We start from the raw sequence: 25,727 nt of genomic DNA, 5'->3' as shown, positions 1-25,727 counted from the left end.
TCAAGGCCCAGCGGCGGCTGTCCGCCCCCGCTAGCCCTGGCGCCCGCGCCCGCCGCTCGTCTCTGATCTCGGTTGATGGGACACCTGCCGTATTTTTTCGCCCTGCCGCGATCTAGGCCATTGCCGCGGCAGGTTCAAGGCTTTGCTTGCCGGTCAGGGGCTTGCAACAACCACAAGCGACCGGCCCCGCAAGCGGCGCCGGCCTTCTTGCCTTGTCAGCACGGCCCGTCGCCGACGATGCGGTAGTCCGAGGCACGCGCCTCGCAGGCATTGGGGAAGGTGCGCATATCGCCATGGCGGCGGGCGCAGACGGGGGCATATTCGCGGGTACAGAAGGTCTGCTCTCCGCCGCCACCGCCTCCTCCACCACCATCGCGGCAGGGGCCGTCACGCACGATCCGGTAACCGGCGCGCTCGGCAAGACAGCCATTGGCGAAGGTCTGGCGGTCGCCGCCGCGCCGTGCGCAGACCGGCTGGTATTCCTTGGTGCAGAATTGCGGTTCGGGGCGCGGCGGACGCGGGCGCGGTCCCGGCCCGTCATCGACGACGACGGTGCAGGCGGCAAGAATTGCCGACAGGAACAGGACGGCAAAACCTTGCCGTGAGAAGATTGCCGCAAGAAACCTCATGATCGTCTCTCCCTCCATCCCGTCACGGTCCGTTCCGCTCAAGAATGCGCACCGGTCGCACGCAATGATATCCAGCAAAAGGTAAAGCTTAAATCGCGGACTATGGTTCGATCCTCGCCATTCCACCGCCAATTGCAAGCCCCTGTTTTACCGTTTCATCCACGAACATCCGGATCCATCTCGACTGCGTCGCCGACACCGGCCGCGATTGCTGCTCTGGCCCATGCATGACCGCACCTGTGGGCCGATGACCCCTCGAACAACGAAGCCTATTTGCGCCCGATCGACGTTTGAACTGTCGATTCCATGCGTCGGGATGCGCCCAGGGTGGCGGCCCGCGGCGCTATCTTGCAACCTTCACGTTTCCGTGCGATAAATTCTGTGTTCGGGCATTTGCGACCCGGAGAGCGGAACGTTTTGGACGACCTTTCCCCGATACTGTGAATCTCTGACGGCCCCGTTTTTCGGCGGGGGGTTTGACCATGCGCCAATGCATGACTGCCGAAAGCAACCACCGGGAACTGCCCTCGACGCCAGGTGGCGGGCAGGACCACCAAGACTGAACGGGTGAAGGAGTTTCCCCAATGGCCCAGACCGGCACCGTTAAATTCTTCAATGCGACCAAAGGCTTCGGTTTCATCACGCCCGACGGCGGCGCCAAGGACGTGTTCGTCCACATTTCCGCGATCGAGGCCTCCGGCCTGCGCACCCTCGTCGATGGCCAGAAGGTCACCTTCGACGTCGAGCCGGACCGCATGGGCAAGGGCCCGAAGGCGGTCAACCTCCGCGCGGCCTGATCCATCGGCGCGCCGCGCATTCCCAAAGGATGCGCGACCGGGGCTCGAAAAAGCCTGACCAGCACCTGGCAGGCACACAGTTTCTTGAAAGGCGCGGCGGTTTTCGCCGCGCCTTTCTCATGCCGGCAACGTAATCCGGAAAGGCATGCCGCCCGAAAGCGGAGCGGGTTTGGCGTCGACGACATGCATCATAACAAAGACTTAAAGCGAGAACGCTTTAAGTCCCCGCAAAACTTTCTCTTGCCGATGGCGCTAAAATAAAGGACAAATTTCCTCTCGGGCATTTGCCGGCCCGAGACTGGAGTTTATGGGATCAAAGGAGCTTCCCATGCCGCAGACCGGCACCGTCAAATTCTTCAACCATGCCAAGGGCTTCGGCTTCATCACACCGGATGATGGCGCGAAGGATGTCTTCGTGCATATTTCGGCCGTGCAGGCGTCGGGTCTTCCCGGTCTCGAGGATGGGCAGAAAGTGACATTCGACACCGAGCCCGACAAGCGCGGCAAGGGTCCGAAGGCCGTCAACCTGTCGATCGGCTGAGCCGACCCCAAGCCGAACGCCGCTCCGGCAGGCCAGCTCCGCGTCTTGAAGGCGCGGTTTTGATGCCGTGAGCAATGCCGGCGGTCAAATTTCCGTTCAGCCCCCGTTCAGCCACGGTCGCATATTAGTCTTTGGTAAAGCCGGACCGCATCCCCTGCATGAACTGCACGGCCCGGCGCGAAGGAGACCGAGATGAACCGCATTTTCAAGACAGCCGTGCTGTCCGCAGCCGTGGTCGCCACCACGCTCGGGACATTTTCGGCGGCCAACGCCGATGGCTGGAATCGTTGGCATCATCATGACCGGGGCGGCCATGGCCGTGGCGACGCTGTCGCGGCAGGCGTTCTCGGCCTCGCCGCCGGCGCGCTGATCGTCGGCGCGCTTGCAAACCAGCAGCCGCCGCCCCCGGACTATGATTACGATTACTACGACCGCGACGTGCGCGTGCGCCCGGCCCCGATCCGCCGCTACTACGCGGAGCCGCAGGTCGTCTATGCCGACCGTTATGCCGAACCGTGGACGCGCGGCTGGTACGAATACTGCTCGGACCGCTACCGCACCTTCAATTCCCGCACCGGAACCTTCACCGGCAACGACGGCGAACAGCATTTCTGCACTGCAAACTGAGGCTTCCCTGCCCCAAACAGAAAGCGCCGGCCGCAAGGCCGGCGTTTTTTGTTTGCCGGGCCTTCGAGACCGGTCAGGTCCGGTTCACGTCAGGAACGGATTGGTCCTGCGCTCCTCGCCAAAACGACCGCCGGGGCCGTGGCCGCAGATGAAGCCGATGTCGTCGCCGAGCGGCAGCAGCTTGTCCTTGATCGACGAGATCAGCGTGGCATGGTCGCCGCCGGGCAGGTCGGTGCGGCCGACCGAACCACGAAACAACACATCGCCGACATGCGCGAACTTGGCCGCGCGGTTGTAGTAGACGACATGGCCTGGCGCGTGGCCGGGGCAGTGCAGCACTTCGAAGACATGCGAGCCGAACGATACGGTCTCGCCTTCGGTGAGAAAGCGGTCGGGCACGCAGTTGCGCGATCCGGCGATGCCATAACGCCTGCCCTGGTTTTCCAGATTGTCGAGCAACGGCTTGTCGGCGGCATGCGGGCCGATAATGTCGACGCCAAGGGCCTCCTTGAGTTCCATGGCGCCGCCGGCATGGTCGATATGGCCATGCGTGATCCAGATCGCCCCGGCCGTGATCGCATTGTCCTTGAGCACCGCCAGCACCTTGTCGATATCGCCGCCGGGATCGACGACGACACCATGCTTGTCGTCCATGTCGAACAGGATCGTGCAGTTCTGCTGGAACGGTGTCACCGGCACGATGCCGGCATTGAGCTGACCCATGATCGTCCTTTCGTTGGAGCGCTCCACATCCCTTCGCTCAGGCGGGGCGCTCCGCGTCCTTGAACCAGGCGGAGATGTAGAGGCGGGCGCCCGGAGCGTCCAGTCCTGCAAACAGGGACAGTCAGTCGCTTCCAAATAGAAATGGGCGGCCGAAGCCGCCCATTCTGCTTGCCCGAGATCGCAGGCTTACTTCTTCATGGCGCCCATGACCGCGCCCAGAATGCCGGTCAGGATCGCGCCGCCGCCGGCGCCGCCGACGATGTTGTTGAGGTTGAGCGCGCTGCCGAGGCCGCTCGTCGCCGCAGCGGCTGCCGCCGGATCGACCGCGCCGCCACCGAGCAGGCTGCCCAGGATCGCCGCGCCTCCGACGCCGCCAATGGCGCCGCCCAGGATTTTGGGAAGCTGCCCCATCGCCGCCGTCTTGATCGCCGCGCCGACCGCCTGACCACCGATGATGCCTGTAATGATCTGAATGATGATCGGAAGAAGCGTGTTCATGTCCATATGATTAGTCCCTCCATAGCTGCCAGCCTCCCGGGCCGACACCATCATGAGACGCCGAATTGGGGGAAAGTCAAATGCAGAAGCGCTGAAATAAAAGGGGCGGCTCGAAAACCGCCCCTGCTTGCGCGAAAAGCTGTGACTATCGTTATTCCGCGGCGATCGCGCGCTTCGGCTGCACCGCGGCAGAGTAGTCGTTCATAAGGTTCTTGGCGATTTCGCCGACCTCGAATCGGTAGGGACCTATCTCCGAAACCGGCGTTACTTCCGCCGCCGTCCCGGTCAGGAAGCATTGCTCGAAACCCTCGAGTTCTTCCGGCATGATGGCGCGTTCAATGACTTCCAGGCCGCGATCCCTGGCGAGGCCGATCACGGTGCGGCGGGTGATGCCGTCGAGGAAGCAATCCGGCTTCGGCGTGTGGATCTTGCCGTCCTTGACGAAGAAGATGTTGGCGCCCGTTGCTTCCGCGACTTGCCCACGCCAGTCCAGCATCATGGCGTCGGCGTAGCCCTTGGCTTCCGCGGCATGCTTGGACATGGTGCAGATCATGTAGAGGCCGGCGGCCTTCGACCGCGAAGGCGCGGTTCGCGGGTCGGGCCGGCGCCATTCCGCCACGTCGAGGCGAATGCCCTTCAGCTTCTGTGCCGGGTCGAAATAGCTCGGCCACTGCCAGATGGCGATGGCGACGTTGATGCGGTTGTTCTGTGCCGAGACACCCATCTGCTCGCTGCCGCGCCAGGCGATCGGACGGACATAGGCATCCTGGAAACCCTGCTTCTTCAGAAGCGTGGTCGAGGCGTCGTTGAGTTCGGCCACCGAATAGGGAATCTTGAAGCCGAGCAGGCGGGCCGATTCATGCAGGCGCTCGGTGTGCTCGTTGAGCTTGAAGATCTCGCCGCCATAGGCGCGCTCGCCCTCGAAGACGGCGCTGGCGTAATGCAGCCCGTGGGTCAGCACATGGATCTTGGCCTCGCCCCACGGAACGAACTCGCCGTTCATCCAGATGAAACCGTCCAGCTGATCGAAGGGAACGGATGCCATTGTAACCTCCCGCGAGCCGCGGCCCGCATATCGTTGGTGTCGTTGCGTGTTCTTCTTGGCCGCGTCGTGAAACTGGAGACGCCGGCCGGTGTCCGGAAGCGTAGGCGGATAATCGCGCTCTGGCAAACTCAGGAAGTTCCGGAAAAACCGGCTGGCCTTGCCTTTTCGTTCGCAATCCGTCCAAAAGCTTGTCAAAAATTACCATTGCAGGGAAATTACGTCAATAGTACTGACATAATCTTCCTGCCCATGGAGAAATGATGACGGATCGAAACCCAGCCGCCGGCAAACCGGTCAGGACCGCAATGTCAGTCGAGGACGGCATCGACTTCGCCATCATCGAACTCTTCTTCTTCGCCTATCGCGACTTCACCTCCGATCCCGATCAGATCCTGGCCGACTACGGCTTCGGCCGCGCCCATCACCGGGTGCTGCATTTCGTCAACCGCCGCCCTGGCCTCACCGTCGCCGAACTGCTCGATGTACTGAAGATCACCAAACAAAGCCTGGCGCGCGTGCTCAAGCAGTTGATCGACACCGACCATGTCGTGCAGCTGCAGGGCCCGCGCGACCGCCGCCAGCGCGAGCTATATCCGACAGCGAAAGGCCGCGCCCTGGCCCTGGCGCTAGCGCGGCCACAGTCGCGCCGCATCCATGCTGCATTGCAGGATTCCGGCACCACCGAACGGACCATGGTGGAACGCTTCCTCGAAGCGATGGTCAATCCGGAACTGAGAGCTCAGATCGACGTTGGGTCCGCAAAAATGTCAGGGAAAAGCCATGGAGAGCACTGAGAGGGTCGACCAGGCGGCCGCACCGGACGACGATGCGCCGCATCTGCTCGTGGTCGACGACGACACCCGCATCCGCAATCTTCTCAAGCAGTATCTGACCGAAAACGGCTTCCGCGTCACGGTCGCTGGCAATGCCGGCGAAGCCAGGCGCAAGCTCGCCGGCCTCGATTTCGACCTGCTCGTGCTCGACGTCATGATGCCGGGCGAAACCGGCGTCGACCTCACCAAATCGCTGCGCGCCGAAAAGAACGTGCCGATCCTGATGCTGACGGCGCTGTCGGAAACCGACAGCCGCATCTCGGGCCTCGAGGCCGGCGCCGACGATTATCTGCCGAAGCCCTTCGACCCGCGCGAACTGATCCTGCGCATCAACAACATCCTGCGCCGCGGCGGCCCCGCCGCCACGCCCAAGGTCGAGCAGTTGGTCTTCGGCCCCTACACCTTCCAGATCGCCAGGCGCGAACTGAAGCGCGGCGGCGAGGCGTTGAAGCTGACCGACCGCGAGCAGGAGATCCTGGCGATCTTCGCCGCACGCGCCGGTGAGACGATCCCGCGCCACGAGCTTGTCGGCGACGATTCGGAGGTCGGCGAGCGCACCATCGACGTCCAGATCAACCGCTTGCGCCGCAAGATCGAGCGCGACCCGTCCAATCCGGTCTGGCTGCAGACCGTGCGCGGTATTGGGTATCGGCTCAGCGTGGAATAGAATACCGGTCGAGGCCCCCGGTGCATGATCCCGAAAAGCGAAAGCCGGTTTTCGGAAGCTCTTGATCGAGGCGCCGTCGACGGATGAAAAGAGCCCATGGCGACCACGGAACTGGAACAGCCGGGAAATGACGGCTTGAGCGCACGCGCGACGCGGACGCTCAAGGCGGTGCCGCGCGTCTGGAACCGGTTCTGGCGTCTGGTTTCGCTCTACATGCCCAAGCGCCTCTACGCGCGCTCGCTGATCATCGTCATCGCGCCGATGATCCTGCTACAGTCGGTGGTCGCCTTCGTCTTCATGGAGCGCCACTGGGCAACGGTGACGCAGCGCCTGTCGCAGGCCACCGTGCGCGACATCGCCGCCATCATCGACCTGATCGAGACCTATCCGCACGACGCCGACTACGCCAACATCATCCGCATCGCGCAGGACCGCATGCAGCTGAAGGTCGACCTGCTGCCGCCCGACCCGCTGCCGCCGCCCGGTCCAAAGCCGTTCTTCTCGATCCTGGACGACGTTCTCTCCGCCGAGATCACCCGCCAGATCAACCGCCCCTTCTGGATCGACACAGTCGGCAACTCCAACATTGTCGAGGTGCGCGTCCAGTTGGAGAACAAGGTGCTGCGCGTCTTTGTGCGCCGCAGCCAGGCCTATGCCTCCAACACCCACATCTTCCTGATCTGGATGGTCGGCACCTCGCTGGTGCTCTTGATGATCGCCATCCCCTTCCTGCGCAACCAGATCCGGCCGATCCTGACGCTCGCCGAGGCCGCCGAAAGCTTCGGCAAGGGCCGGCCGGCGCCGCGCGATTTCCGGCCGCGCGGCGCGGAGGAGGTCCGCCGCGCCGGATTCGCCTTCATCCAGATGCGCGAGCGCATCGAGCGCCAGATCGAGCAGCGCACCGCCATGCTGACAGGCGTCAGCCATGATCTCAGAACCATCCTCACCCGCTTCAAGCTGCAGCTTGCGCTGGCCGGCGGCAAGGCCGAGACGAAGGCTGCCCTCAACCAGGACATCGACGACATGCAGTCGATGCTGGAAGGCTATCTCGCTTTCGCCCGCGGCGAAGCCTCGGAGGATGCGGGCCGCTTCGATCTGGAGGCCTATTTCCAGAAACTCGGCGACGAAGCGACCCTGCGCAAATGCAAGCTGTCGACGACGCTTTCGGGCGATCCGACCGTGCATGTCAGGCCGAACGCCTTCGCGCGGCTGCTGTCGAACGTGATCGGCAACGCCTTCCGCTATGCCAACACGGTGAAGGTCACCGCCAACCACGGCCGCGGCTCGCTCGTGGTCACCGTCGACGACGATGGCCCCGGCATTCCGCTCGACCGGCGCGAGGATGTGTTCAAACCCTTCGTGCGGCTCGACGAAGCCCGCAACCTCGATGCCAGCGGCACCGGCCTCGGCCTGTCGATCGCGCGCGACATCGCCCGCAGCCATGGCGGCGACATCACGCTCGACAACAGTCCGCTTGGCGGCTTGCGGGCGGTGATCAAGGTTCCCGCCTGACAGGAACAGAGCTGGGCTGTCGCCGATCAAATAAAAGGTCGCGCCGGTAAGCTGTTCTTCTTGCTTGGTCACCATGTCTTCATGGATCCGATGCCTGCTTCTCGCGGGTTTGGGCGGGTCTTCATCCGCCCGTCATGAAACCATGATCAAGAGCGCGCATGAAACGCGCGACGTCAATCGATTGGCTCCGTCGCCTCACTTCGAGCCTGTGCCCGCCCGGGTGCGCTGGAGCGAAGCGAGGGCCGCCGGCTGGTCGCCGTTCCGGCATCGCGATCATTCCGGCAAGGGGCCGCCATGCGCATACTGATGGTCACCGACGCCTGGCGCCCGCAGGTCAACGGCGTGGTCCACACGCTGGAGCGGCTTACCGAGACGCTGAAATCCTACGACGTGGCGGTCGAGTTCCTGACGCCGAACATCTTTCGCACCTTGCCCTTGCCGACCTATCCCGACATCCGCCTGGCGCTGACCACGCCCGGCCATGTCGCGCGCCTGATAGACGCCTACAAGGCCGACCATATCCACATCGTCACCGAGGGCCCGCTCGGCATCATGGCGCGGCGCTACTGCCGCAACGCCGGCCGGCCCTTCACCACCAGCTATCACACGCGCTTTCCCGAATATCTCAGCGCCCGCCTGCCGGTGCCGGAGAGCTGGGCCTATCGCTGGTTGCGCGATTTCCACAATTCCGGCCAGGGCACGCTGGTGGCCACGCAATCGCTGGCCGACGACCTCACGGCGCGCGGCTTCAACAAGCTGCGGCCCTGGACACGCGGCGTCGACACCGATCATTTCCGGCCCGACAAGAGGAAGGACCTCGGCTTCCCCGGGCCGGTCTTCCTCTGCGTCGGTCGCGTCGCCATCGAAAAGAATCTCTCGGCCTTCCTCGACCTCGACCTGCCCGGCAGCAAGGTGGTCGTCGGCGAAGGCCCAGAACTGGCAAAGCTCAAGGCGCGCTACCCCAACGCCCATTTCCTTGGCCATCGCCCGAACGACGAGCTGGCCGAGATTTATGCCTCGTCCGACGTCTTCGTCTTTCCCAGCCGCACCGACACGTTCGGCAATGTCATCATCGAGGCGCTGGCCAGCGGCACGCCCGTGGCCGCCTATCCTGTGACCGGACCGATCGACATTGTCGGCGACGGCGTTGGCGGCGCGGTCTCGAACGATCTGCGCGAAGCCTCGCTCGCAGCGCTCAATGTCAGCCGCGATCAGGCTCGCGAACGCGCCATGCGCTACAGCTGGAAAGCCTGCGCGGAGATGTTTCTCGACACGGTCGAGGAAGCGTTGGGCACACCGCGCAAGCTGGCGGCCTAGGACCGCCATCGACCTGAAACGCAGCGGGACAGCACCCCACTCTGTCCTGTCGGACACCTCCCCCTCACGGGGGGGGAGATTGGATGTCGTGACTGCCTTCGCCAATTTTCTACGCTGCAAAAGAGGCGGCGGAGACGAAGCTGCTGATCTCCCTATCGAGGGGGGATGTCCGGCAGGACAGAGGGGGCCGTCAAGGAACGCGGCGTGCCTCTCTAGAACAGCCGCCCGCCGTCCGGCACCTTGCGCTCGATCGCGCCGAGCACCACGGCGCCCTCTTCGTCGGGAAAACCCAGCGTCAGGACTTCCGACATGAACGGGCCGATCTGGCGCGGTGGGAAGTTGACCACCGCGAACACCTGCCGGCCGATCAGCGTCTGCGGCGTATAGTATTTGGTGATCTGAGCCGAGGATTTCTTGATGCCGATGCCAGGTCCGAAATCGATCCTGAGCTTGAAGGCGGGCTTGCGCGCTTCCGGAAACGGTTCCGCCTCGACGATCGTGCCGGCACGGATGTCGACACGATCGAAATCGGCGAAGCTGATCTCGGGCTTGCGCTCGCTGCTCGAACTCATCCTGTCTCGACCTCAGGCGTTTCCGAAGGTCTCGAACAGCACGCCCGCCAGCGCGTCCTTGGCCGAGGTTCCCGACCAGACGACGAACTGGAAAGCCTGGAAATAGCACTCGCAGGCTTCCAGCGCCGACGACAGCAGCACCTCGACCTGCTGGCTCGAGGGTTCGACCCCGCCGGCCAGAAGCAGCGACTGGCGGAACATGATCGCGCCTTCCTGCTCCCAGAGATCGAAATGACCGAACAGCATCTGCTCGTTGATCAGCGACAACAGCCGCATCACTTCCAGCGCGCGCGCTTCGGGCACCTTGATGTCGAAGGCGCAGGCCAGGTGCAGCGCCTCGAAATCCTCCATCCAGGAGAAGGACACGTGATAATCGGTCCAGCTTCCGGCAACCGAGATCGAAATTTCATCGTCGCCGGCCCGTTCGAAGGACCAGTCATTGTTGTGGGCCACCTGCTCGATCACATCCACCGGATGGATTTCGCGGGACAATTCGAGTTCGAGAAGTTCCATGGAATGCTTCCTGTGTTCAGGGGAGCGCCACACGCTCCGCGGGGCACACACGACGAACAATCTTGTCTAGAACTCGGACGGCCGGGGGCTCTCGACGCAAAGACCCCAGACCGGACCCCACCGCCCGGCGCATGACCCTGCTCCGAATCATGCAACAAATTCAGTCTATTGATCGGGAGTCGCGTGAACAGCCCAATTTTTCGCACTGCGTCATTCGCATGTGGAAAGGTGGCTGTCACAAAGAGTCACGCAATGCCGGTAAGCGATTCACGGCAAAGCGATTTTCAGGCTGGTGCTTTGTGGAAAAGTTTAACGAATTATTTTTTCGGCTTTGGCTTGGCCGAGGCCGCAGGTGTGGCCTGCCCGGTCAGTTCGGCGATCCTGGCCTCGAGCGCTTCGATGCGTTCGGCAAGCTTGCCGTTCTCTTCCCTCGCCTTGGCCGCCATCTCGCGCGCGGCCTCGAACTCTTCACGCTGCACCACGTCCATGGAGTTCAGGATGCGCTCGGCCTGGCCCTTGAAGGCCGTCTCCACCTCGCGCCGCACGCCCTGCGCGGCACCGGCGGCGTCGGTCATCAGCTTGGCGAATTCATCGAGAATGCGGTTCGGTCCGGTCGACATGGCAGATCCTCGCTTGCTCGAAATGACGTAGTGGCGCGCGCCGAGGAATGCAAGAACGTTGAAGCCTGGTGCGGCATCAAGTCGAACCTGCTAAAAGTCGCTGGCAGGCCGAACCAATAACTATTATTGTGTTGGAATGTTTTTTTAGGAGCGCACCGTCATGGCCATTAGCGCAGACTTGGGAGCCCGTCTCGAAGATATCGTCAACCAGCTTGTCAGCACCGGCCGCTACAATTCGAAAAGCGAAGTGTTGCGCGAGGGCGTTCGCTTGGTCGAAGAACGAGAGAAGCGTCTTGCCGCCCTCGATGCGGCCCTCGCCAAAGGCATTGCGGATGCTGATGCGGGCAGAGTTAAGGCTGGCGGTGAAGTGCTGGATAGGCTTGAGGCCAAATACAAGACAATGGCAGCCAAAGCCAAGTGAAGCGGCTGGTCTTTACAGATCAGGCTGAGGCAGACCTCGAAGCCATTGGCGACCACATCGCGCTCGACAGCCCATTTCGAGCGGTCACGTTCATCCAGGAGTTGCGCAGCGATTGTATGGAGTTGCGCACTATGCCCGAGCGATATCCGCTCTTTGAGCGGCATCGATCGTCAGGCATCCGCCGACGCGTTCACGGCAACTATCTGATTTTCTATCGCACTGGCGCCGACGCCGTGGAGATACTGCACATATTACACGGTGCGATGGACCTGGAGGCGATTTTGTTTCCCGAAAATTGACGACATGACGGCGACCTGTACGAAATGGTGCCAAGTCGCCTATATGGCGGTTCCATCGCGACTTGCATCAAGCATGAGTCGCCTCCAATCAGGATCAACCAATGGCAACGCCCCCGCGCCGACCGACAAATCCGTTCGCTGCCGCCGAAGCTGTCTTCAAGCCGGTCAAGAAGCCGGTTGAAGCTCCGCCTCGCCAGCCATCGGCTGCCCCGAATGTCCGCGAACTCGTCTCGATCAAGATCGACCGGGCCGTGCTAGACCATTTCCAGGAAGACGGTCCGGGCTGGCAGGACAGGATCAATGACGCATTGCGCCAGTTGGTGGCCGACAAGACCCGTGACTAGCCGGGCCGCCGGCGCCCGGCGCCGCGCGCCTGGAGCGACCTCGATCTCCGGCGGGCGACGAGCGTCACCTTGCCTTGACCCTGCCAAAACCCTGCCGCATGGTCCGCGCCGATCGCAACCGAGAGCTCCCCGTTGAACGAATATTTCCTGCTGCCGCTGGCTTCGCTGCCTTTCCCCAACATCAACCCGATCCTGATCCAGATCGGGCCGCTGGCGGTGCACTGGTACGGCGTCGGCTATATCGTCGGCATCCTGTTCGCCTGGTGGTACGCCAAGCGGCTGGCCGCGAACCCGAAGCTTTGGCCTGATGGCGTTCTGCCGATGAAGCCCGAGGATCTCGACGACTTCATCGTCTGGGCCGCTATCGGCGTCGTGCTGGGCGGGCGCACCGGCTACGTGCTCTTCTACGATCTGGCGCGCTATATCGCCCACCCGCTCGATATCTTCGCCGTCTGGCAGGGCGGCATGTCCTTCCATGGCGGCCTGCTCGGCGTCATCCTGGCCATGACGCTGTTTTCCATCAGGCGTGGCATCCGTACCTGGTCGCTGTTCGATGTCGTCGCCGCCGGCGTGCCGGTCGGGCTCGGCCTCGTGCGCGTCGCCAACTTCATCAACTCCGAACTCTGGGGCCGGCCGACAGATGTGCCGTGGGCGATCGAATTCCCCAATGGCGGCCCCTTCACCCGCCATCCCAGCCAGCTTTATGAAGCCCTGCTCGAAGGCGTGGTGCTGTTCCTCGTTCTGCGAATCCTCACCCATTCGCGTCTGAAGCTGAAGACGCCGCGCTTCGTCGGCGGCGCCTTCATCTGCGGCTATGGCCTGTCGCGCATCTTCGTGGAGTTCTTCCGCGAGCCCGACCAGCAGCTCGGCTATCTCCTCGGCACCAACTGGCTGACCATGGGCATGATCCTGTCGACGCCGATGGTGCTGGCCGGCATCTGGGCGATGGCGACGGCCAAGCCGGTGCAGCAGGCGCAGCCACAGGCGACATGACGCGGCTGAAGACCCGCATCGTCGACCTGATCGAGGCGGTCGGACCGCTTCCCGTCAACGAATACATGGCGCTCTGCCTGTTCGATCCAGACGACGGCTACTACACGACGCGCGAGCCCTTTGGCGTGGCCGGCGACTTCATCACCGCGCCGGAGATCAGCCAGATGTTCGGCGAACTCGTCGCCGTCTGGCTCTACCAGGCCTGGGCGGCGGTCGGCCGGCCGATGCCGGTCACCGTCGCCGAGATCGGCCCCGGCCGCGGCACGCTGATGAAGGACATGCTGCGCACCTTGTCGCGGCTCGACCCGACACTGGCCAATGCCGCCGGCTTCGCCATGATCGAGACCAGCCCGCGCCTGGCCGAAATCCAGAAGCAGACGCTCGGCACGACGCCGTTCGCGGTCCGCTGGCACGAAACCATCGAGACGCTGCCCGATCAGCCGCTGCTCATCGTCGGCAACGAGTTGTTCGATGCGGTTCCTATCCGGCAGTTCGTGCGCGTGGGCCTGGGCTGGCGCGAACGCATGGTCGGTCTCGACGACAAGGACGCCCTCTGCTTCTTCGCCGGCGCCGGCTCGGTCGATCCAACGCTGCTGCCGGCGGATGCCGACGATGCACCGCAAGGTGCGGTCGCCGAGCTGGCGCCGGCGCGCACGGCCCTGATGGCCGCCATCGCCGGGCGGATAGCCCGCCATGGCGGCGCCGGGCTGTTCCTCGACTACGGCCACCTCCAGCCGGGCATAGGCGACACACTGCAGGCCTTGCGCCGGCACGGTCATGAAGATGTGCTGGCCAATCCCGGCGAAGCCGACCTCACCTCCCATGTCGATTTCGCCGCCCTGGCCGCGACCGTGCGCGCGCACGGGCTCGACCTCCATCTGTCGACGCAGGGCAGTTTCCTGCTCGGCATGGGCATTCTCGAGCGCGCCGGCCGGCTTGGCGCGGACGCTGATCAGGCGGCGCGTGACAAGATCAGCGCCGATGTCGAACGCCTCGCGGGACCGCAGGCCATGGGCGACCTGTTCAAGGTGCTTGCCGTCATGCCGCGCGGCGTGGCCGCCAGGCTCTCCGCGACGACTCACTTCGCGACGGCGGATTGACTTTTCACCGTCGCCCCTCCCAATCTCCCGTCCGGTAAAGAGCGGCCGCCTCGCCGGCCGGTTCTTCTTGACGAAACCGCCGACACGGACAACAACGCCCGCATGCTCAATCAGACCAAACCGGATCCCGTTCGGTCGCCGCTGCTGGACAAGGCCCGGGCACAAGGCATCCGCCACGGCTATTTCACCCGCACGGGCGGCGTCTCCACCGGCATCTACCAGGGCCTCAACATCGGCTCCGGATCGGATGACGACAAGGCGCTGGTGGCCGAGAACCGCCGCCGCGTCGCTGCCTGGATGGGCGTGCCGGCAAGCCATCTGCTGACCGCCTGGCAGATCCATTCTCCAGACGTCATCGTCGCCCGCGAGCCCTTTGCCGGCGAGCGGCCCAAGGCCGACGCCATCGTCACCGACCGGCCCGGCATCGCGATCGGCGCATCGACCGCCGATTGCGGTCCGGTCCTGTTCGCCGATGCTAGGGCGCGCATCATCGGCGCGGCGCATGCCGGCTGGAAAGGCGCGTTCACGGGCGTGCTTGAAAACACCATCGCCGCCATGGAAAGCCTCGGCGCCCGCCGTGACAACATCGTTGCCGTGCTCGGCCCTTCGATCAGCCCGGACAATTACGAGGTCGGGCCGGAATTCGTGACCCGCTTCGTCGAGGCGGACGACCGCAACGAACGGTACTTCGCGCCTTCGGCGAAGGCCGGCCATTCGATGTTCGACCTCAACCGCTACACGGTCGACCGGCTCCTCAAGGCCGGCGTCGGCGCCGAGGGTCTCGGCCGCTGCACCTATGCCGAAGAAGATCTTTTCTACTCCTACCGGCGCACCACGCACCGCGGGGAACCCGATTATGGCCGGCAGGTTTCGGCAATTGTTTTGGAGAATGAATAATGGCGCTGCATTTTGAAAGATCCGAATTCGACGCGCGGCGCGATCGGCTGATGATCGAGATGGCCGAGAAGAAGCTCGATGCCATCCTGCTGTTCGCGCAGGAAAGCATGTACTGGCTGACCGGCTACGACACGTTCGGCTTCTGCTTCTTCCAGTGCCTGGTGGTGAAGGCCGACGGGTCGATGGTGCTTCTGACCCGTTCGGCCGACCTGCGCCAGGCGCGCCAGACCTCGATCATCGACAACATCGTGCTGTGGACCGACCGCGACGGCGCCAACCCGGCGGTCGACCTGCGCAACCTGCTCAACGAACTCGACCTGCTCGGCGCCCGCATCGGCGTCGAGTACGACACGCACGGCCTGACCGCCTACAATGGCCGCCGCCTGGACGAGCAATTGCAGACCTTCGGCCAGATCGCCGACGCTTCCGGCATCGTCGGGCGGCTGCGCCTGTTCAAGAGCCCGGCGGAGGTCGCCAAGGCGGAGAAAGCCGCCAGCCTCTCCGACGACGCGCTCGACGCGGCGCTCCCGCTGATCAAGCAGGGCGGCGACGAGGCGCTTATCCTGGCCGCCATGCAAGGTGCGGTCTTTGCCGGCGGCGGCGATTATCCGGCCAACGAGTTCATCATCGGCTCCGGTGTCGACGCCCTGCTTTGCCGCTACAAGGCCGGCCGCCGCAAGCTCACCAAGAACGACCAGCTGACGCTCGAATGGGCCGGCGTCTTCCATCACTACCATGCGCCGATGATGCGCACGGTGCTGACCGGCAAGGTTTCCAAACGCCATCAGGAGCTGTTCGATGCCGCACGCGCGGCACTTCTTTCCGTCGAGAAGGCGATGACGCCGGGCAACACTTTCGGCGACGTCTTCGACGCGCATGCCCGCACCATGGAGGCGCATGGCCTGACCAAGCACCGGCTGAACGCCTGCGGCTATTCGGTCGGCGCCCGCTTCACGCCGTCCTGGATGGACATGCCGATGTTCTACCAGGGCAATCCCGAGCCGATCGCGCCGAACATGACGCTGTTCGCCCACATGATCATCATGGATTCCGAGACCGAGACGGCAATGACGCTTGGCCGCACCTACCTGACCACCGAATCCCAGCCGAAGCCGCTTTCCCGCCATGATCTCGACTTGATCGTGCAGTGAATCCATAATGGGAGGCGTTCTTCGCCAAGGAGTTAGAAGGCAAATGAGACGATCGCATGTGACGACCGTGTCATTGCTCGTGGCATTGGCGCTTGGCGCCTGCACCAACGCAAAAGACGTTCTCGAACCCTCAGCCATCACGCCGCCGGCGGCCTCGGCGACGCCCGCGCCAGCCACTCAGGGCAGTGTCGGAACGGTTCCCGCCCCTGCCACGACGACGGCGGGCGCCCCTGCCGCCGCCACCGCGCCTGCCCCGACCGCGGCGGTCCTTGCCAAGACGCGGCTGCAGATCGCGCCGATCGTCGGCGCTTCGGTGGAAGCCGCCACGCCGCTGACGGCGGAGTTGCAGGCGCGCGCCAAACAGCGCGGCATCACGCTCGCCGGCAGCCAGGACCAGACCGCGACGCATGTGCTGAAGGGCTATTTTTCGACCATGTCCGAAGGCAAGGACACCACGGTCATCTATGTCTGGGACGTCTATGATCCCTCGGGCAACCGGCTGCACCGCATCAACGGCCAGATGAAGGCGCCTTCGGTGAATTCCGGCGCCGGCGCGGGCGCCGACAGCTGGAAGGCCGTGGCACCGGCGACCATGCAGGCGATCGCCGACCAGACCATCGACCAGTTCGCGGCGTTTCTCGGCGGGAGCGCCGGCTGAGGTGTTGCCCGCCGGCGACGGAAAGCTTTCTTGCGATTAGCCGGCGGATTCCCGCTTGCAATACCGGCGCGGGCCGCTAAAAGCCCGGTTAAAGGGCGCAGGCGAGTCTGTTGGGGCTCTCCATCCTCCACCAGGAACGGTGCATGAAACTCTTCGCAGGCAATTCCAACAGGGTGCTGGCTGAAGCGGTCGCCCGCTATCTCAACATCCCGCTGGGCAAGGCCAGTGTCAGGCGCTTCGCCGACCAGGAAATCTTCGTCGAGATCCAGGAAAACGTGCGCGGCGAGGATGTCTTCGTCCTCCAGTCGACCTCGTTCCCGACCAACGACCATCTGATGGAACTGCTCATCATGGTCGACGCCTTCATGCGTTCCTCGGCCAGGCGCATCACCGCCGTCATCCCCTATTTCGGCTACGCAAGGCAGGATCGCCGGGCGTCGGGCCGCACGCCGATCTCGGCCAAGCTGGTCGCCAACATGATCGCGCGGGCTGGCGTCAACCGCGTCCTGACGCTCGACCTGCATGCCGGCCAGATCCAGGGTTTCTTCGACATTCCGACCGACAATCTGTTCTCGGTGCCGGTCATGGCCCGCGACGTGAAGGCCAAGTACAAGCAACTCGGCAACGTCGTGGTCGTGTCGCCCGACATCGGCGGCGTGGTGCGGGCGCGCGCGCTCGCCAAGCGCTTCGACGCCCAGCTCGCCATCGTCGACAAGCGCCGTGAGCGCCCCGGCGAATCGGAAGTCATGAACATCATCGGCGCGGTCGCCGGCAAGGACTGCCTGCTGATCGACGACATCGTCGATTCCGGCGGCACGCTCTGCAACGCCGCCGATGCGCTGCTGGCCAACGGTGCCACCAGCGTCACCGCCTACATCACCCATGGCGTGCTGTCGGGCGGAGCGGCCGCCCGCATCAGCGGCTCGAAGCTGCAGGAACTGGTGATCACCGATTCCATCCAGCCGACGCAAAGCGTGCTCGACGCGCCCAACATCCGCGTCATCTCGATCGCCGACCTGATGGGCGAAGCCATTTCGCGCACGGCGACCGAGGAATCGGTGTCGAGCCTGTTCGACTAACCTCCCGACGGCAACAATCTGGTTCCCGCATCCAGCGTTGGACGTCGCGGGCCGTCCGTGCTGTCGCGCGCGCCGCGCATGTAGCCGCGCGGCGATGAGCCGAGCATGCGCTTGAACATGGTGATGAAGGCCGGCACGCTGTCATAGCCGAGATCGAGCGCGACCCTGGTGATCGGTTCGCCGTCGGCGAGCCTAGGCAGGGCGGCGAACAGGCAGGCCTGCTGGCGCCATGTCGACAGCGACAGGCCGGTCTGGCGCTGGAAGGCGCGCGTGAAGGAACGGCGGCTCATGCCGGCGGCATCGGCCCATTCGTCGATCGTGGCATGTGGCGAGGGTGCCGCGACGAAGCGCCGGCAGAGTGCCGCCAGCTTGGGATCGGACGGGAACGGCAGACCGAGCGGCCGTTCCGGCAAGGTCGGGATTTCATGCAGCAGCAGGTTCATGATCAACCCGCCACGGCCTTCCAGCTCGCCGCCTTGCGGCAGTTTCTCCGATTCAACGATCAGGCTGTGCATCAGCTCGGTAACGCCGACCACACGCAGGCCTTCCGGCAGCCCCGGGATCGCGCCCGGCATGACATAGACCGAGCGCATCGAGACATCGCCCAGCATCTCGACGGAATGCTCGGTGCCTGCCGGAATCCACATCGCATGGTCAGGCGGCACCATCCAGCGTCCGTGCCGGGTCGTCACAAGCACGACGCCGACCAATGCATGCAAGAGCTGGCTGCGGCTGTGGCGGTGCCGGGGTACGAGATAGCCGTCCGGATACTCGGTCGGCAAAGCCACGGCCGGACCGGCCACTTCCTCCAGCCATTGCCAGCGGCTCTCGTGCAATTGACCGAGATTGCCATTGCCGGCGCGAAAGATTTCCCTGCCATGCGGCATCGGCTATGGCCCACTTGCGAAACTATTGGACCAAACCACGAAAGAAGTCGCCCTGCAAGCAGCTTATAAGGCAATCGTCTCGAAGGCGGCCGCAAGAGCGTCCGCCAGACTGCCCTGCGGGCATGCCCGCCAAAAAGACCACGGAGCCTATCTTGACCGATACGACAGCAAGCAGCGTCGCGGCGCCCGCGAGCGCCAGTCACGTTTCAGCCCAGGCAACGGCCTTCACCGTCATTCTGGCGGTAAGCCTGTGCCACTGCATTAACGACATCATGCAGTCGCTGCTATCGGCCATCTATCCCCTGCTCAAGGACAATTACGGCCTCGATTTCTGGCAGATCGGCCTGTTGACCTTCACCTTCCAGGTGACGGCGTCGCTGCTGCAACCCCTGATCGGCATGGTCACCGACAAGCGGCCCATGCCCTACTCCCTGCCGTGGGGCATGGCCTCGTCGCTGATCGGCCTGGTCGTGCTCGCCTATGCTGGACACTACTACCTGCTGTTGATCGGCGCCTCGCTGATCGGCATCGGCTCGGCGATCTTCCATCCCGAATCCTCGCGCATCGCCCGCTTCGCCTCCGGCGGCCGGTTCGGCCTGGCGCAGTCGCTGTTCCAGGTCGGCGGCAATTTCGGCCAGTCGCTGGGGCCGTTGCTGGCCGCCTTCATCGTCGTGCCTTTTGGCCAGACCAGCATTGCCTGGTTTGCCATCGGCTCGCTGATCGGCATCTTCATCCTGTGGCGGGTCGGCGGCTGGTACAGCCGGCTGCGCGCCGCGCAAAGCAGCCGCAAGGCCGTCAGCCACGTCTCGCCCTTCTCGCGCCGCAAGGTCATGGGCGCGCTGGTGGTGCTGACGCTTCTGGTGCTGAGCAAGAACGCCTACATCTCCAGCCTCGCCAGCTACTACACCTTCTATTCCATGCATAAGTTCGGCGTTTCGGTGCAGATGTCGCAGGTGATGCTGTTCCTGTTCCTCGGCGCCTCGGCGCTGGGCATCCTGCTTGGCGGGCCGTTCGGCGACCGTTACGGACAGAAGGCCATGATCTGGTTCTCGATCGTCGGCGTGCTGCCCTTCACGCTGGCGCTCCCCTATGCCAACCTGGAATGGACGATGGTGCTGACGGTGCTGATCGGGCTGATCCTGTCCTCGGCCTTCTCCAACATCGTCGTCTTCGCGCAGGAACTGGTGCCGGGCCGCGTCGGCATGATCGCCGGCATCTTCTTCGGCTTCGCCTTCGGCATGGGCGGCATCGCGGCCGCCGTGCTTGGCGTCGTCGCCGACATGAAGGGCATCGACTTCGTCTTCCAGATCTGCTCGTACCTGCCGTTCCTGGGACTGCTGACGGTGTTCCTGCCCAACATGAAGGAAGCCAGGAAGGCGCAGGCCGCCTGAACATCCGAAATCAACCGACGACAAGGCACCCGCAATGTTGCGGGTGCCTTTTCTGTTTCAGCCCGAAGCCTCCTACGCCTTGAAGAAGGCCAGAAGGTCGGCGTTGATGACATCGGCATGGGTCGTGGCCATGCCATGCGGAAAGCCCTTGTAGACCTTGAGTTCGCCCTTCTTGAGCAGCTTGATCGCCAGCAGCGCCGAGTCCGCGATCGGCACGATCTGGTCGTCGTCGCCATGCATCACCAGCACCGGTACCTCGATCTTCTTCAAATCCTCGGTGAAGTCGGTTTCCGAGAAAGCCTTGATGCAGTCGAAATGCGCCTTGGTGCCGCCCATCATGCCCTGGCGCCACCAATTGTCGATGACCCCCTGAGACACCTCTGCGCCCGGACGGTTGAACCCGTAGAACGGCCCGGACGGAACGTCCCGGAAGAACTGCGCGCGGTTGGCCGCCTGGGCCGAGCGGAAGCCGTCGAACACTTCGATCGGCAGGCCGCCTGGGTTGGCCGGGGTCTTCAGCATGATCGGCGGCACGGCGCCGATGAGCACAGCCTTGGCGACCCGGCCGCCCGAACCATATTGCGCGACGTAGCGCGCCACTTCGCCGCCGCCGGTCGAATGGCCGACATGGATGGCGTCCTTGAGGTCGAGATGCGCGACAAGCGCCGCTACGTCGGCGGCGTATGTGTCCATCTCGTTGCCGGTATCGGTCTGGGTCGAGCGGCCATGGCCGCGCCGGTCATGCGCGATGACGCGGTAGCCCTTGGAGAGGAAGAACAGCATCTGGGCATCCCAGTCGTCGCCGCTCAGCGGCCAGCCGTGATGAAAGACGACGGGCTGACCGGTCCCCCAGTCCTTGTAGTAGATCTGCGTTCCGTCGCTGGTGGTGATCGTGCCGCTGCCTGAACCTGGCTTGGTCTGCGAGGTCATCTCAATCTCCTTCAGTTTGATTTCGCAATAAATGATATCGCGATAACAATATGGCTAACGCAAGCCGGATCGCCTGTCCATGAAAATATGTATCGCGATATCATTTTTTGCGGTATGGAATGCCGGATAACAGGCAAAAAGGAAATGCGCCGTGCCTCTCCCGCTGGACAATCAGCTCTGTTTCACCCTCTACGCCACCTCGATGGCGATCAATCGCACTTACAAGCCCATGCTGGACGAGATGGGCATCACCTATCCGCAATATCTGGTACTGAACGCCTTGGGAGAGGCGGACGGCATGTCGGTTGGCGCCATCGCGCACCGGCTCGCCCTGGAATCGAGCACCATCACGCCGCTGGTCAAGCGCATGGAGCAGGCTGGCCTCGTCACCCGCCAGCGCAGCCAGGCCGACGAGCGCCAGGTTCAGGTCGAACTGACATCAGCCGGCCGCAAGCTGCTGGTCCAGTGCAACTGCCTGAACGAAACCCTGGTCGAACGGTCGGGCATGACGCTAGCCGAACTCGATGGCCTCAACCGCCAGGTCCAGACATTGCGGGACGCGCTGAGCGGGGGGCGGTAGGCAACCCTCCGGCCACGGCTTGCACGTCCGCCCGCCTTCCGCTATAGAGCCGCCACCCGCGTAGACACCCTTGGAGGCAACGCGGCGGAAGGCTGCCTTCCCCCTTGTGATCCCGAACAAGCTCCGTTTCAGGCGGCGCCCTCATCCGGGTATCGAGGTCCGGCGGCTTTCGACGTTTACGGTCGGGCCCGTGCCTTTCCGCAAACGCTCCATAACACGCGAAAGGAAAAACCATGAGCCACGATACTTACGAGCTCAAGGCCGAAGCGCGCGAACAGGTCGGTAAGGGGTCCGCCCGTGCAGTTCGCCGCGAAGGTAAAGTGCCTGCAGTGATTTACGGCGACAAGCAGCCTCCCCTGGCGATTGCGCTGAACTACAAGGACGTCTACTACAAGATCCACGGCGGCGGGTTCCTGACCACGGTCGCCACGATCGATGTCGGCGGCAAGAAGATCCAGGTTCTGCCGAAGGACTTCCAGCTCGACCCGGTCAAGGATTTCCCTGTCCATGTCGACTTCCTGCGCATCGGCAAGGACACCGAAGTCAACGTCGACGTGCCTGTCCACTTCATCAATGAAGACAAGTCGCCCGGCATCAAGCGCGGCGGCGTGCTCAACATCGTGCGTCACGAAGTCGAGTTCCACTGCCCGGCCAATGCGATCCCGGAATTCATCACCGTCGATCTCGCCGGCGCCGACATCGGCGATTCGATCCACATCTCGGCGGTCAAGCTGCCGGCCGGCGTCAAGCCGGTGATCTCCGATCGCGACTTCACCATCGCGACCATTGCCGGTTCCGCGGCGATGAAGCCGGAGACGGAAGAGACGGCCGAGGCCACGACCGAAGCGGCTCCGGCCGCCGAAGAGAAGTAACTCTTTCCCGCCCGGAGCTGAACGATGCTTGTTTTTGCAGGCCTCGGCAATCCGGGCGCGAAATACGCTGAAAACCGGCACAATGTCGGCTTCATGGCGGCGGACGCTATCGCCCGCCGCCATTCCTTTTCGCCTTGGTCGAAGAAGTTCCAGGGCCTGATCTGCGAAGGCATGCTCGGCGGTGAGAAGGTTATCCTGATCAAGCCGCAGACCTTCATGAACCTTTCCGGCCAGTCTGTCGGCGAAGCCTTGCGCTTCTACAAACTCGAATCCTCCGCTCTGACCGTTTTCTACGACGAGATCGATCTCGCCGAAGGCAAGCTGCGCATCAAGACCGGCGGCGGCGCCGGCGGCCACAACGGCATCCGATCCATCGACGGCCATGTCGGCAACACCTATCGCCGCGTGCGCATCGGCGTCGGACACCCCGGCGTCAAGGAAATGGTCCAGCATCATGTGCTCGGCGACTTCGCCAAGGCCGACCGCGAATGGCTCGACCCCTTGCTCGATGCGATCGCCGACAACGCCGCCATGATCGTCAAGGGCGATGAATCCGGCTTCATGAACAAGGCAGCACTTGCTCTCCAGGGCAAGACGATAGCCGAGCTGGAAAAGCCGGTGCCGAAGCAGCAGCCCAAACAACAGAGCCACATCCGCCAGGCTCGTGCCCAGCAGGCGCCCGCCAAGCTGCCGGAGACCGGCCCGATGGCCGCCATGCTGAAGAAGCTGTTCGGTAAAGACTGAGGCGGCCGGCGCGACCTGACCACGCAGGCAACGCCGGCCGCACGGAACTACATCGCGCCGACGGCCATGCCCTTGGTCGTCTCGTCGATGGCGTCCTTCACCAACGCCATGGCCTTGATCCGATGACCGCCCTTGTCCGGCAGCGCCGCCTGAAGCTGGTTGAGCGCCGCCTGGAGATCATTCAGCGCCTTGCTCATATGCGGTTGCGCGGCATCGGCCGGCCCTGCGGAAAGCACTCCGGAAGCGGCAGCGGCTCCGGCGACGCCGAGAATGGCAATGTTACGCAGGCTGTCACGACGGGAAAGCTTGAATGCGCTCATGTCAGGACTCCCTCTCTGGTGAACATGTCGTCTTGCGACATCGCTAATTTAGCGCCGACGCACAATCACGCCGTAGTGACGAAGGCGTGATTGGCTTAGCACTGCAAGCCTTGCCGACGGCTCGCAAGGCGCGCTAGCAAATGCCGGCCAAGACCACAGGTGAGACCGGCATGTCTGACAGTGTTTCGGATCTGGTTGGGCAAGCCAGGCGGCTTGGCCTGGCCGGTGACTTCGCCGCAGGCCATGCGCTGATCGATCAGGCTGAGCGGCTGGCCGGTCACGATCCGCACGCCCGCGCCCTTTGCGCCGTCGAGCGCGGCCGCCTCTGCAATTCCGCCGGCGAGCGCGACAAGGCGCGGCCGTTTTTCGAACAAGCCTGGCAATTGGCGCGGCAGGCCGCGGCCCATGCGCTGGCCGTGGATGCAGCACATATGATGGCGGTTGTCGGGTCCCTGGGCGATGCCGTGCAATGGACCGCCGCCGCGCTTGCCTATATCGACGACCATCCGCAGGCAGCGTTCTGGCGCGCGGCGTTGCTCAACAATCTCGGCTGGTCTTATTTCGATGCCGGTCGGTTCGCGGATGCATTGGCAATCTTCGAGCAGGCGGTCGAGCTGCGCAGCTTGGCGGGTGAAAGACGCGAGCTGCGCATCGCGCGCTACGCCGTCATCCGGACGTTGCGCGCGCTGGATCGCCTGGAAGAAGCCAGGCGGCTTGCTGAAGCAACAGCCGGTGCAGCGGCCGCAGACGGCGAGCAGGCACCTTTCGTGCAGGAGGAACTCGCCGAATGCTGCGCCCGCCTCGGCGAGTTCGATCGTGCCCGCGACAGCGCCCGGCAGGCGCTTGCGGTGCTGGAGCACGACGAGGCCTTCGTCGACAGCCAACCGCGTCGTCTCGCCAGATTGCGCTGGCTTGCGCGATGATCCCGCGACAATGACATCATCCGCGGCGGACCGGCTCGGCCGATCGGGGCTTGACGTTGATCGTCCCTTTCGCCCATAGCCCTCATCAAATTTCGCTTTTCCCGATAGGACCGGACGAACATGGGTTTCAAATGTGGCATTGTTGGCTTGCCCAACGTCGGCAAGTCGACGCTGTTCAATGCCTTGACCAGGACGGCTGCCGCGCAGGCCGCCAACTATCCTTTCTGCACCATCGAACCGAACACCGGCGAAGTGGCGGTGCCGGATCCCCGGCTGCAGAAGATCGCGGCAATCGCCAAGTCCAAGGAGATCATCCCGACCCGCATCTCCTTCGTCGACATTGCCGGCCTGGTGCGCGGCGCCTCCAAGGGCGAAGGGCTGGGCAACCAGTTCCTCGCCAACATCCGCGAGGTCGACGCCATCGTGCACGTGCTGCGCTGCTTCGAGGATGACGACATCACCCATGTCGAGGGCCGCATCGACCCCGTCGCCGACGCCGAGACCGTCGAGACCGAGCTGATGCTCGCCGACCTCGACAGCCTTGAGCGCCGCATCGTCCAGATCCGCAAGCGCGCCGGCTCGAAGGACAAGGAAGCAACCACCGTGCTGCCCATGATGGAAGCGGCGCTCGAGCTGCTGCAGGCCGGCAAGCCGACCCGCATCCTGCTAAAAGGCATCTCCGCCGAGGATCTGCGCATCCTGCAGGGGCTGAACCTCTTGACCTCGCACCCCGTGCTCTATGTCTGCAACGTCGCCGAGGCCGACGCGGCCACCGGCAATGAGCACAGCAAGGCGGTGGAAAAGATGGCCACCGCGCAGGGCGCTGGCACAGTGGTGATCTCGGCGGCGATCGAGGCCGAAGTCGCCCAGCTCTCGGACGAGGAAGAGATGGAATTCCTGTCCTCGCTCGGCCTCGACGAGCCCGGCCTGAACAAGGTCATCCGCGCCGGCTACGATCTGCTACACCTCATCACCTATTTCACCGCCGGGCCGAAGGAAACGCGCGCCTGGACCATCCACAAAGGCGACAAGGCCCCGCAGGCGGCCGGCGTCATCCACACCGACTTCGAACGCGGCTTCATCCGCGCCCAGACCATCGCCTATATCGATTACATCACGCTGGGCGGCGAAGTGGCGGCCAAGGAAGCCGGCAAGGCGCGCGACGAAGGCAAGGAATACGTCGTGCAGGATGGCGACGTCCTGCTGTTCAAGTTCAACACCTGACGACGTCTGGAGCCGGGCGC

32 protein-coding genes are annotated in these 25,727 nt (G+C 63.8%); 22 read left to right on the top strand and 10 right to left on the bottom strand.

Translation table 11 applies throughout. The annotated features are described in order from the left end of the window. Positions 1-215: 215 nt before the first annotated feature. Positions 216-629 (bottom strand): Kazal-type serine protease inhibitor domain-containing protein, encoded by a 414-nt coding sequence (locus FFS37_RS18980; protein ID WP_137932485.1) that lies wholly within the window; start codon positions 627-629, stop codon positions 216-218. Between the two features lie 584 nt (positions 630-1,213). Between FFS37_RS18980 and FFS37_RS18975 the strand changes: the two genes are divergently transcribed. The 3 genes from FFS37_RS18975 to FFS37_RS18965 all read left to right on the top strand — a co-directional run bounded on the left by FFS37_RS18975 (position 1,214) and on the right by FFS37_RS18965 (position 2,594). Then, a complete protein-coding gene (locus FFS37_RS18975; protein ID WP_006202520.1) occupies positions 1,214-1,426 on the top strand; it encodes a cold-shock protein in 213 nt (70 codons plus the stop codon). A 328-nt stretch (positions 1,427-1,754) separates the two neighbouring features. Beyond that, entirely contained in the window at positions 1,755-1,967 is a 213-nt protein-coding gene (locus tag FFS37_RS18970; protein WP_006202521.1) for a cold-shock protein, read from the top strand. Between the two features lie 192 nt (positions 1,968-2,159). Beyond that, positions 2,160-2,594: a BA14K family protein gene (locus tag FFS37_RS18965; protein ID WP_137932484.1), complete on the top strand. Its 435-nt coding sequence runs from the start codon at positions 2,160-2,162 to the stop codon at positions 2,592-2,594. 84 nt (positions 2,595-2,678) lie between these two features. On the opposite strand, the gene FFS37_RS18960 is transcribed toward FFS37_RS18965, so the two are convergent. The 3 genes from FFS37_RS18960 to FFS37_RS18950 all read right to left on the bottom strand — a co-directional run bounded on the left by FFS37_RS18960 (position 2,679) and on the right by FFS37_RS18950 (position 4,860). Continuing rightward, on the bottom strand, positions 2,679-3,317 hold the full coding sequence (locus FFS37_RS18960; protein ID WP_137932483.1) for an MBL fold metallo-hydrolase: 639 nt from the start codon (positions 3,315-3,317) through the stop codon (positions 2,679-2,681). A gap of 186 nt (positions 3,318-3,503) precedes the next feature. Continuing rightward, positions 3,504-3,821 carry a hypothetical protein gene (locus FFS37_RS18955; RefSeq protein ID WP_137932482.1) on the bottom strand — a complete coding sequence of 106 codons (318 nt, stop codon included), beginning with the start codon at positions 3,819-3,821 and terminating at the stop codon, positions 3,504-3,506. A 145-nt stretch (positions 3,822-3,966) separates the two neighbouring features. After that, positions 3,967-4,860: a branched-chain amino acid aminotransferase gene (locus tag FFS37_RS18950; RefSeq protein ID WP_137932481.1), complete on the bottom strand. Its 894-nt coding sequence runs from the start codon at positions 4,858-4,860 to the stop codon at positions 3,967-3,969. 260 nt (positions 4,861-5,120) lie between these two features. On the opposite strand from FFS37_RS18950, the gene FFS37_RS18945 reads away from it, so the two are divergent. The 4 genes from FFS37_RS18945 to FFS37_RS18930 all read left to right on the top strand — a co-directional run bounded on the left by FFS37_RS18945 (position 5,121) and on the right by FFS37_RS18930 (position 9,189). Further along, positions 5,121-5,654, top strand: coding sequence for a MarR family winged helix-turn-helix transcriptional regulator (locus tag FFS37_RS18945; RefSeq protein ID WP_137932480.1), 534 nt, complete (start codon positions 5,121-5,123; stop codon positions 5,652-5,654). Then, the gene (locus FFS37_RS18940; protein WP_127279700.1) at positions 5,641-6,360 is read left to right on the top strand and encodes a response regulator; all 720 of its coding nucleotides are present in this window, start codon (positions 5,641-5,643) and stop codon (positions 6,358-6,360) included. Before FFS37_RS18945 ends, FFS37_RS18940 begins: the two co-directional genes overlap by 14 nt. A gap of 96 nt (positions 6,361-6,456) precedes the next feature. Then, entirely contained in the window at positions 6,457-7,872 is a 1,416-nt protein-coding gene (locus FFS37_RS18935; protein ID WP_137932479.1) for an ATP-binding protein, read from the top strand. A gap of 294 nt (positions 7,873-8,166) precedes the next feature. Beyond that, positions 8,167-9,189 carry a glycosyltransferase family 4 protein gene (locus FFS37_RS18930; RefSeq protein WP_137932478.1) on the top strand — a complete coding sequence of 341 codons (1,023 nt, stop codon included), beginning with the start codon at positions 8,167-8,169 and terminating at the stop codon, positions 9,187-9,189. Positions 9,190-9,401: 212 nt separating this feature from the next. Here the strand turns inward: FFS37_RS18930 and FFS37_RS18925 are convergent, their stop codons facing one another. The 3 genes from FFS37_RS18925 to FFS37_RS18915 form a co-directional block, all read right to left on the bottom strand. Beyond that, positions 9,402-9,761 (bottom strand): tRNA-binding protein, encoded by a 360-nt coding sequence (locus FFS37_RS18925; protein WP_137932477.1) that lies wholly within the window; start codon positions 9,759-9,761, stop codon positions 9,402-9,404. A 12-nt stretch (positions 9,762-9,773) separates the two neighbouring features. Next, positions 9,774-10,274, bottom strand: coding sequence for a type III secretion system chaperone family protein (locus FFS37_RS18920; protein ID WP_137932476.1), 501 nt, complete (start codon positions 10,272-10,274; stop codon positions 9,774-9,776). Between the two features lie 317 nt (positions 10,275-10,591). Beyond that, entirely contained in the window at positions 10,592-10,894 is a 303-nt protein-coding gene (locus FFS37_RS18915) for an accessory factor UbiK family protein (RefSeq protein WP_137932475.1), read from the bottom strand. A gap of 160 nt (positions 10,895-11,054) precedes the next feature. Between FFS37_RS18915 and FFS37_RS18910 the strand changes: the two genes are divergently transcribed. From FFS37_RS18910 to FFS37_RS18870, 9 genes are all read left to right on the top strand, one after another. Continuing rightward, positions 11,055-11,315 carry a type II toxin-antitoxin system ParD family antitoxin gene (locus FFS37_RS18910; RefSeq protein ID WP_137932474.1) on the top strand — a complete coding sequence of 87 codons (261 nt, stop codon included), beginning with the start codon at positions 11,055-11,057 and terminating at the stop codon, positions 11,313-11,315. Further along, positions 11,312-11,614: a type II toxin-antitoxin system RelE/ParE family toxin gene (locus FFS37_RS18905; protein WP_137932473.1), complete on the top strand. Its 303-nt coding sequence runs from the start codon at positions 11,312-11,314 to the stop codon at positions 11,612-11,614. Before FFS37_RS18910 ends, FFS37_RS18905 begins: the two co-directional genes overlap by 4 nt. 101 nt (positions 11,615-11,715) lie before the next feature. After that, positions 11,716-11,958 (top strand): BrnA antitoxin family protein, encoded by a 243-nt coding sequence (locus FFS37_RS18900; RefSeq protein ID WP_137932472.1) that lies wholly within the window; start codon positions 11,716-11,718, stop codon positions 11,956-11,958. A 132-nt stretch (positions 11,959-12,090) separates the two neighbouring features. Next, complete coding sequence (lgt, locus tag FFS37_RS18895) at positions 12,091-12,951, top strand: prolipoprotein diacylglyceryl transferase (RefSeq protein WP_137932471.1); 861 nt, start codon at positions 12,091-12,093, stop codon at positions 12,949-12,951. Further along, positions 12,948-14,051 carry a class I SAM-dependent methyltransferase gene (locus tag FFS37_RS18890; RefSeq protein ID WP_137932470.1) on the top strand — a complete coding sequence of 368 codons (1,104 nt, stop codon included), beginning with the start codon at positions 12,948-12,950 and terminating at the stop codon, positions 14,049-14,051. Before lgt ends, FFS37_RS18890 begins: the two co-directional genes overlap by 4 nt. Positions 14,052-14,153: 102 nt before the next feature. Next, positions 14,154-14,948: a peptidoglycan editing factor PgeF gene (pgeF, locus tag FFS37_RS18885; RefSeq protein ID WP_137932469.1), complete on the top strand. Its 795-nt coding sequence runs from the start codon at positions 14,154-14,156 to the stop codon at positions 14,946-14,948. Then, positions 14,948-16,099, top strand: a complete 1,152-nt coding sequence (locus FFS37_RS18880) for a M24 family metallopeptidase (RefSeq protein WP_137932468.1) — start codon at positions 14,948-14,950, stop codon at positions 16,097-16,099. The genes pgeF and FFS37_RS18880 overlap by 1 nt, the downstream gene beginning before the upstream one ends. 43 nt (positions 16,100-16,142) lie before the next feature. Further along, complete coding sequence (locus FFS37_RS18875; protein WP_137932467.1) at positions 16,143-16,757, top strand: hypothetical protein; 615 nt, start codon at positions 16,143-16,145, stop codon at positions 16,755-16,757. A gap of 143 nt (positions 16,758-16,900) precedes the next feature. Then, positions 16,901-17,836, top strand: coding sequence for a ribose-phosphate pyrophosphokinase (locus tag FFS37_RS18870; protein WP_137932466.1), 936 nt, complete (start codon positions 16,901-16,903; stop codon positions 17,834-17,836). Here the strand turns inward: FFS37_RS18870 and FFS37_RS18865 are convergent. Continuing rightward, complete coding sequence (locus tag FFS37_RS18865) at positions 17,833-18,723, bottom strand: AraC family transcriptional regulator (RefSeq protein ID WP_137932465.1); 891 nt, start codon at positions 18,721-18,723, stop codon at positions 17,833-17,835. The two genes, FFS37_RS18870 and FFS37_RS18865, sit on opposite strands and share 4 nt — an antisense overlap. A gap of 122 nt (positions 18,724-18,845) precedes the next feature. On the opposite strand from FFS37_RS18865, the gene FFS37_RS18860 reads away from it, so the two are divergent. Next, positions 18,846-20,114 carry an MFS transporter gene (locus FFS37_RS18860; RefSeq protein ID WP_137932464.1) on the top strand — a complete coding sequence of 423 codons (1,269 nt, stop codon included), beginning with the start codon at positions 18,846-18,848 and terminating at the stop codon, positions 20,112-20,114. Positions 20,115-20,186: 72 nt separating this feature from the next. Here the strand turns inward: FFS37_RS18860 and FFS37_RS18855 are convergent, their stop codons facing one another. After that, positions 20,187-21,044: an alpha/beta fold hydrolase gene (locus FFS37_RS18855; protein ID WP_137932463.1), complete on the bottom strand. Its 858-nt coding sequence runs from the start codon at positions 21,042-21,044 to the stop codon at positions 20,187-20,189. 151 nt (positions 21,045-21,195) lie between these two features. Between FFS37_RS18855 and FFS37_RS18850 the strand changes: the two genes are divergently transcribed. The 3 genes from FFS37_RS18850 (at position 21,196) to pth (ending at position 23,240) form a co-directional block, all read left to right on the top strand. After that, on the top strand, positions 21,196-21,624 hold the full coding sequence (locus FFS37_RS18850; RefSeq protein ID WP_137932462.1) for a MarR family winged helix-turn-helix transcriptional regulator: 429 nt from the start codon (positions 21,196-21,198) through the stop codon (positions 21,622-21,624). Between the two features lie 233 nt (positions 21,625-21,857). After that, complete coding sequence (locus FFS37_RS18845) at positions 21,858-22,496, top strand: 50S ribosomal protein L25/general stress protein Ctc (RefSeq protein ID WP_137932461.1); 639 nt, start codon at positions 21,858-21,860, stop codon at positions 22,494-22,496. Between the two features lie 24 nt (positions 22,497-22,520). Beyond that, complete coding sequence (gene pth / locus FFS37_RS18840) at positions 22,521-23,240, top strand: aminoacyl-tRNA hydrolase (protein WP_137932460.1); 720 nt, start codon at positions 22,521-22,523, stop codon at positions 23,238-23,240. A gap of 47 nt (positions 23,241-23,287) precedes the next feature. On the opposite strand, the gene FFS37_RS18835 is transcribed toward pth, so the two are convergent. Beyond that, positions 23,288-23,560 (bottom strand): hypothetical protein, encoded by a 273-nt coding sequence (locus tag FFS37_RS18835; protein WP_137932459.1) that lies wholly within the window; start codon positions 23,558-23,560, stop codon positions 23,288-23,290. A 140-nt stretch (positions 23,561-23,700) separates the two neighbouring features. Here FFS37_RS18835 and FFS37_RS18830 point away from each other — a divergent pair, with 140 nt between their 5' ends. Both FFS37_RS18830 and ychF read left to right on the top strand, forming a co-directional pair. Beyond that, entirely contained in the window at positions 23,701-24,483 is a 783-nt protein-coding gene (locus FFS37_RS18830) for a tetratricopeptide repeat protein (RefSeq protein WP_137932458.1), read from the top strand. A 120-nt stretch (positions 24,484-24,603) separates the two neighbouring features. Then, positions 24,604-25,707 carry a redox-regulated ATPase YchF gene (ychF, locus tag FFS37_RS18825; protein WP_137932457.1) on the top strand — a complete coding sequence of 368 codons (1,104 nt, stop codon included), beginning with the start codon at positions 24,604-24,606 and terminating at the stop codon, positions 25,705-25,707. The last annotated feature ends 20 nt before the right edge of the window (positions 25,708-25,727 follow it).

The organism is Mesorhizobium comanense, assembly GCF_005503535.1.
GTDB classification, from domain to species: Bacteria; Pseudomonadota; Alphaproteobacteria; order Rhizobiales; family Rhizobiaceae; genus Mesorhizobium; species Mesorhizobium comanense.
The sequence above is the reverse complement of the archived record's forward strand: the minus strand, read 5'-3'. Positions and strand labels throughout refer to the sequence as shown.

Excerpts from the sequence above, each read along its gene's own strand:
- FFS37_RS18980 (WP_137932485.1), bottom strand. The coding sequence starts at position 629 with ATGAGGTTTCTTGCGGCAATCTTCTCACGGCAAGGTTTTGCCGTCCTG.
- FFS37_RS18975 (WP_006202520.1), top strand. The coding sequence starts at position 1,214 with ATGGCCCAGACCGGCACCGTTAAATTCTTCAATGCGACCAAAGGCTTC.
- FFS37_RS18970 (WP_006202521.1), top strand. The coding sequence starts at position 1,755 with ATGCCGCAGACCGGCACCGTCAAATTCTTCAACCATGCCAAGGGCTTC.
- FFS37_RS18965 (WP_137932484.1), top strand. The coding sequence starts at position 2,160 with ATGAACCGCATTTTCAAGACAGCCGTGCTGTCCGCAGCCGTGGTCGCC.
- FFS37_RS18960 (WP_137932483.1), bottom strand. The coding sequence starts at position 3,317 with ATGGGTCAGCTCAATGCCGGCATCGTGCCGGTGACACCGTTCCAGCAG.
- FFS37_RS18955 (WP_137932482.1), bottom strand. The coding sequence starts at position 3,821 with ATGGACATGAACACGCTTCTTCCGATCATCATTCAGATCATTACAGGC.
- FFS37_RS18950 (WP_137932481.1), bottom strand. The coding sequence starts at position 4,860 with ATGGCATCCGTTCCCTTCGATCAGCTGGACGGTTTCATCTGGATGAAC.
- FFS37_RS18945 (WP_137932480.1), top strand. The coding sequence starts at position 5,121 with ATGACGGATCGAAACCCAGCCGCCGGCAAACCGGTCAGGACCGCAATG.
- FFS37_RS18940 (WP_127279700.1), top strand. The coding sequence starts at position 5,641 with ATGGAGAGCACTGAGAGGGTCGACCAGGCGGCCGCACCGGACGACGAT.
- FFS37_RS18935 (WP_137932479.1), top strand. The coding sequence starts at position 6,457 with ATGGCGACCACGGAACTGGAACAGCCGGGAAATGACGGCTTGAGCGCA.
- FFS37_RS18930 (WP_137932478.1), top strand. The coding sequence starts at position 8,167 with ATGCGCATACTGATGGTCACCGACGCCTGGCGCCCGCAGGTCAACGGC.
- FFS37_RS18925 (WP_137932477.1), bottom strand. The coding sequence starts at position 9,761 with ATGAGTTCGAGCAGCGAGCGCAAGCCCGAGATCAGCTTCGCCGATTTC.
- FFS37_RS18920 (WP_137932476.1), bottom strand. The coding sequence starts at position 10,274 with ATGGAACTTCTCGAACTCGAATTGTCCCGCGAAATCCATCCGGTGGAT.
- FFS37_RS18915 (WP_137932475.1), bottom strand. The coding sequence starts at position 10,894 with ATGTCGACCGGACCGAACCGCATTCTCGATGAATTCGCCAAGCTGATG.
- FFS37_RS18910 (WP_137932474.1), top strand. The coding sequence starts at position 11,055 with ATGGCCATTAGCGCAGACTTGGGAGCCCGTCTCGAAGATATCGTCAAC.
- FFS37_RS18900 (WP_137932472.1), top strand. The coding sequence starts at position 11,716 with ATGGCAACGCCCCCGCGCCGACCGACAAATCCGTTCGCTGCCGCCGAA.
- FFS37_RS18890 (WP_137932470.1), top strand. The coding sequence starts at position 12,948 with ATGACGCGGCTGAAGACCCGCATCGTCGACCTGATCGAGGCGGTCGGA.
- pgeF (WP_137932469.1), top strand. The coding sequence starts at position 14,154 with ATGCTCAATCAGACCAAACCGGATCCCGTTCGGTCGCCGCTGCTGGAC.
- FFS37_RS18880 (WP_137932468.1), top strand. The coding sequence starts at position 14,948 with ATGGCGCTGCATTTTGAAAGATCCGAATTCGACGCGCGGCGCGATCGG.
- FFS37_RS18875 (WP_137932467.1), top strand. The coding sequence starts at position 16,143 with ATGAGACGATCGCATGTGACGACCGTGTCATTGCTCGTGGCATTGGCG.
- FFS37_RS18870 (WP_137932466.1), top strand. The coding sequence starts at position 16,901 with ATGAAACTCTTCGCAGGCAATTCCAACAGGGTGCTGGCTGAAGCGGTC.
- FFS37_RS18865 (WP_137932465.1), bottom strand. The coding sequence starts at position 18,723 with ATGCCGCATGGCAGGGAAATCTTTCGCGCCGGCAATGGCAATCTCGGT.
- FFS37_RS18860 (WP_137932464.1), top strand. The coding sequence starts at position 18,846 with ATGCCCGCCAAAAAGACCACGGAGCCTATCTTGACCGATACGACAGCA.
- FFS37_RS18855 (WP_137932463.1), bottom strand. The coding sequence starts at position 21,044 with ATGACCTCGCAGACCAAGCCAGGTTCAGGCAGCGGCACGATCACCACC.
- FFS37_RS18845 (WP_137932461.1), top strand. The coding sequence starts at position 21,858 with ATGAGCCACGATACTTACGAGCTCAAGGCCGAAGCGCGCGAACAGGTC.
- pth (WP_137932460.1), top strand. The coding sequence starts at position 22,521 with ATGCTTGTTTTTGCAGGCCTCGGCAATCCGGGCGCGAAATACGCTGAA.
- FFS37_RS18835 (WP_137932459.1), bottom strand. The coding sequence starts at position 23,560 with ATGAGCGCATTCAAGCTTTCCCGTCGTGACAGCCTGCGTAACATTGCC.
- FFS37_RS18830 (WP_137932458.1), top strand. The coding sequence starts at position 23,701 with ATGCCGGCCAAGACCACAGGTGAGACCGGCATGTCTGACAGTGTTTCG.
- ychF (WP_137932457.1), top strand. The coding sequence starts at position 24,604 with ATGGGTTTCAAATGTGGCATTGTTGGCTTGCCCAACGTCGGCAAGTCG.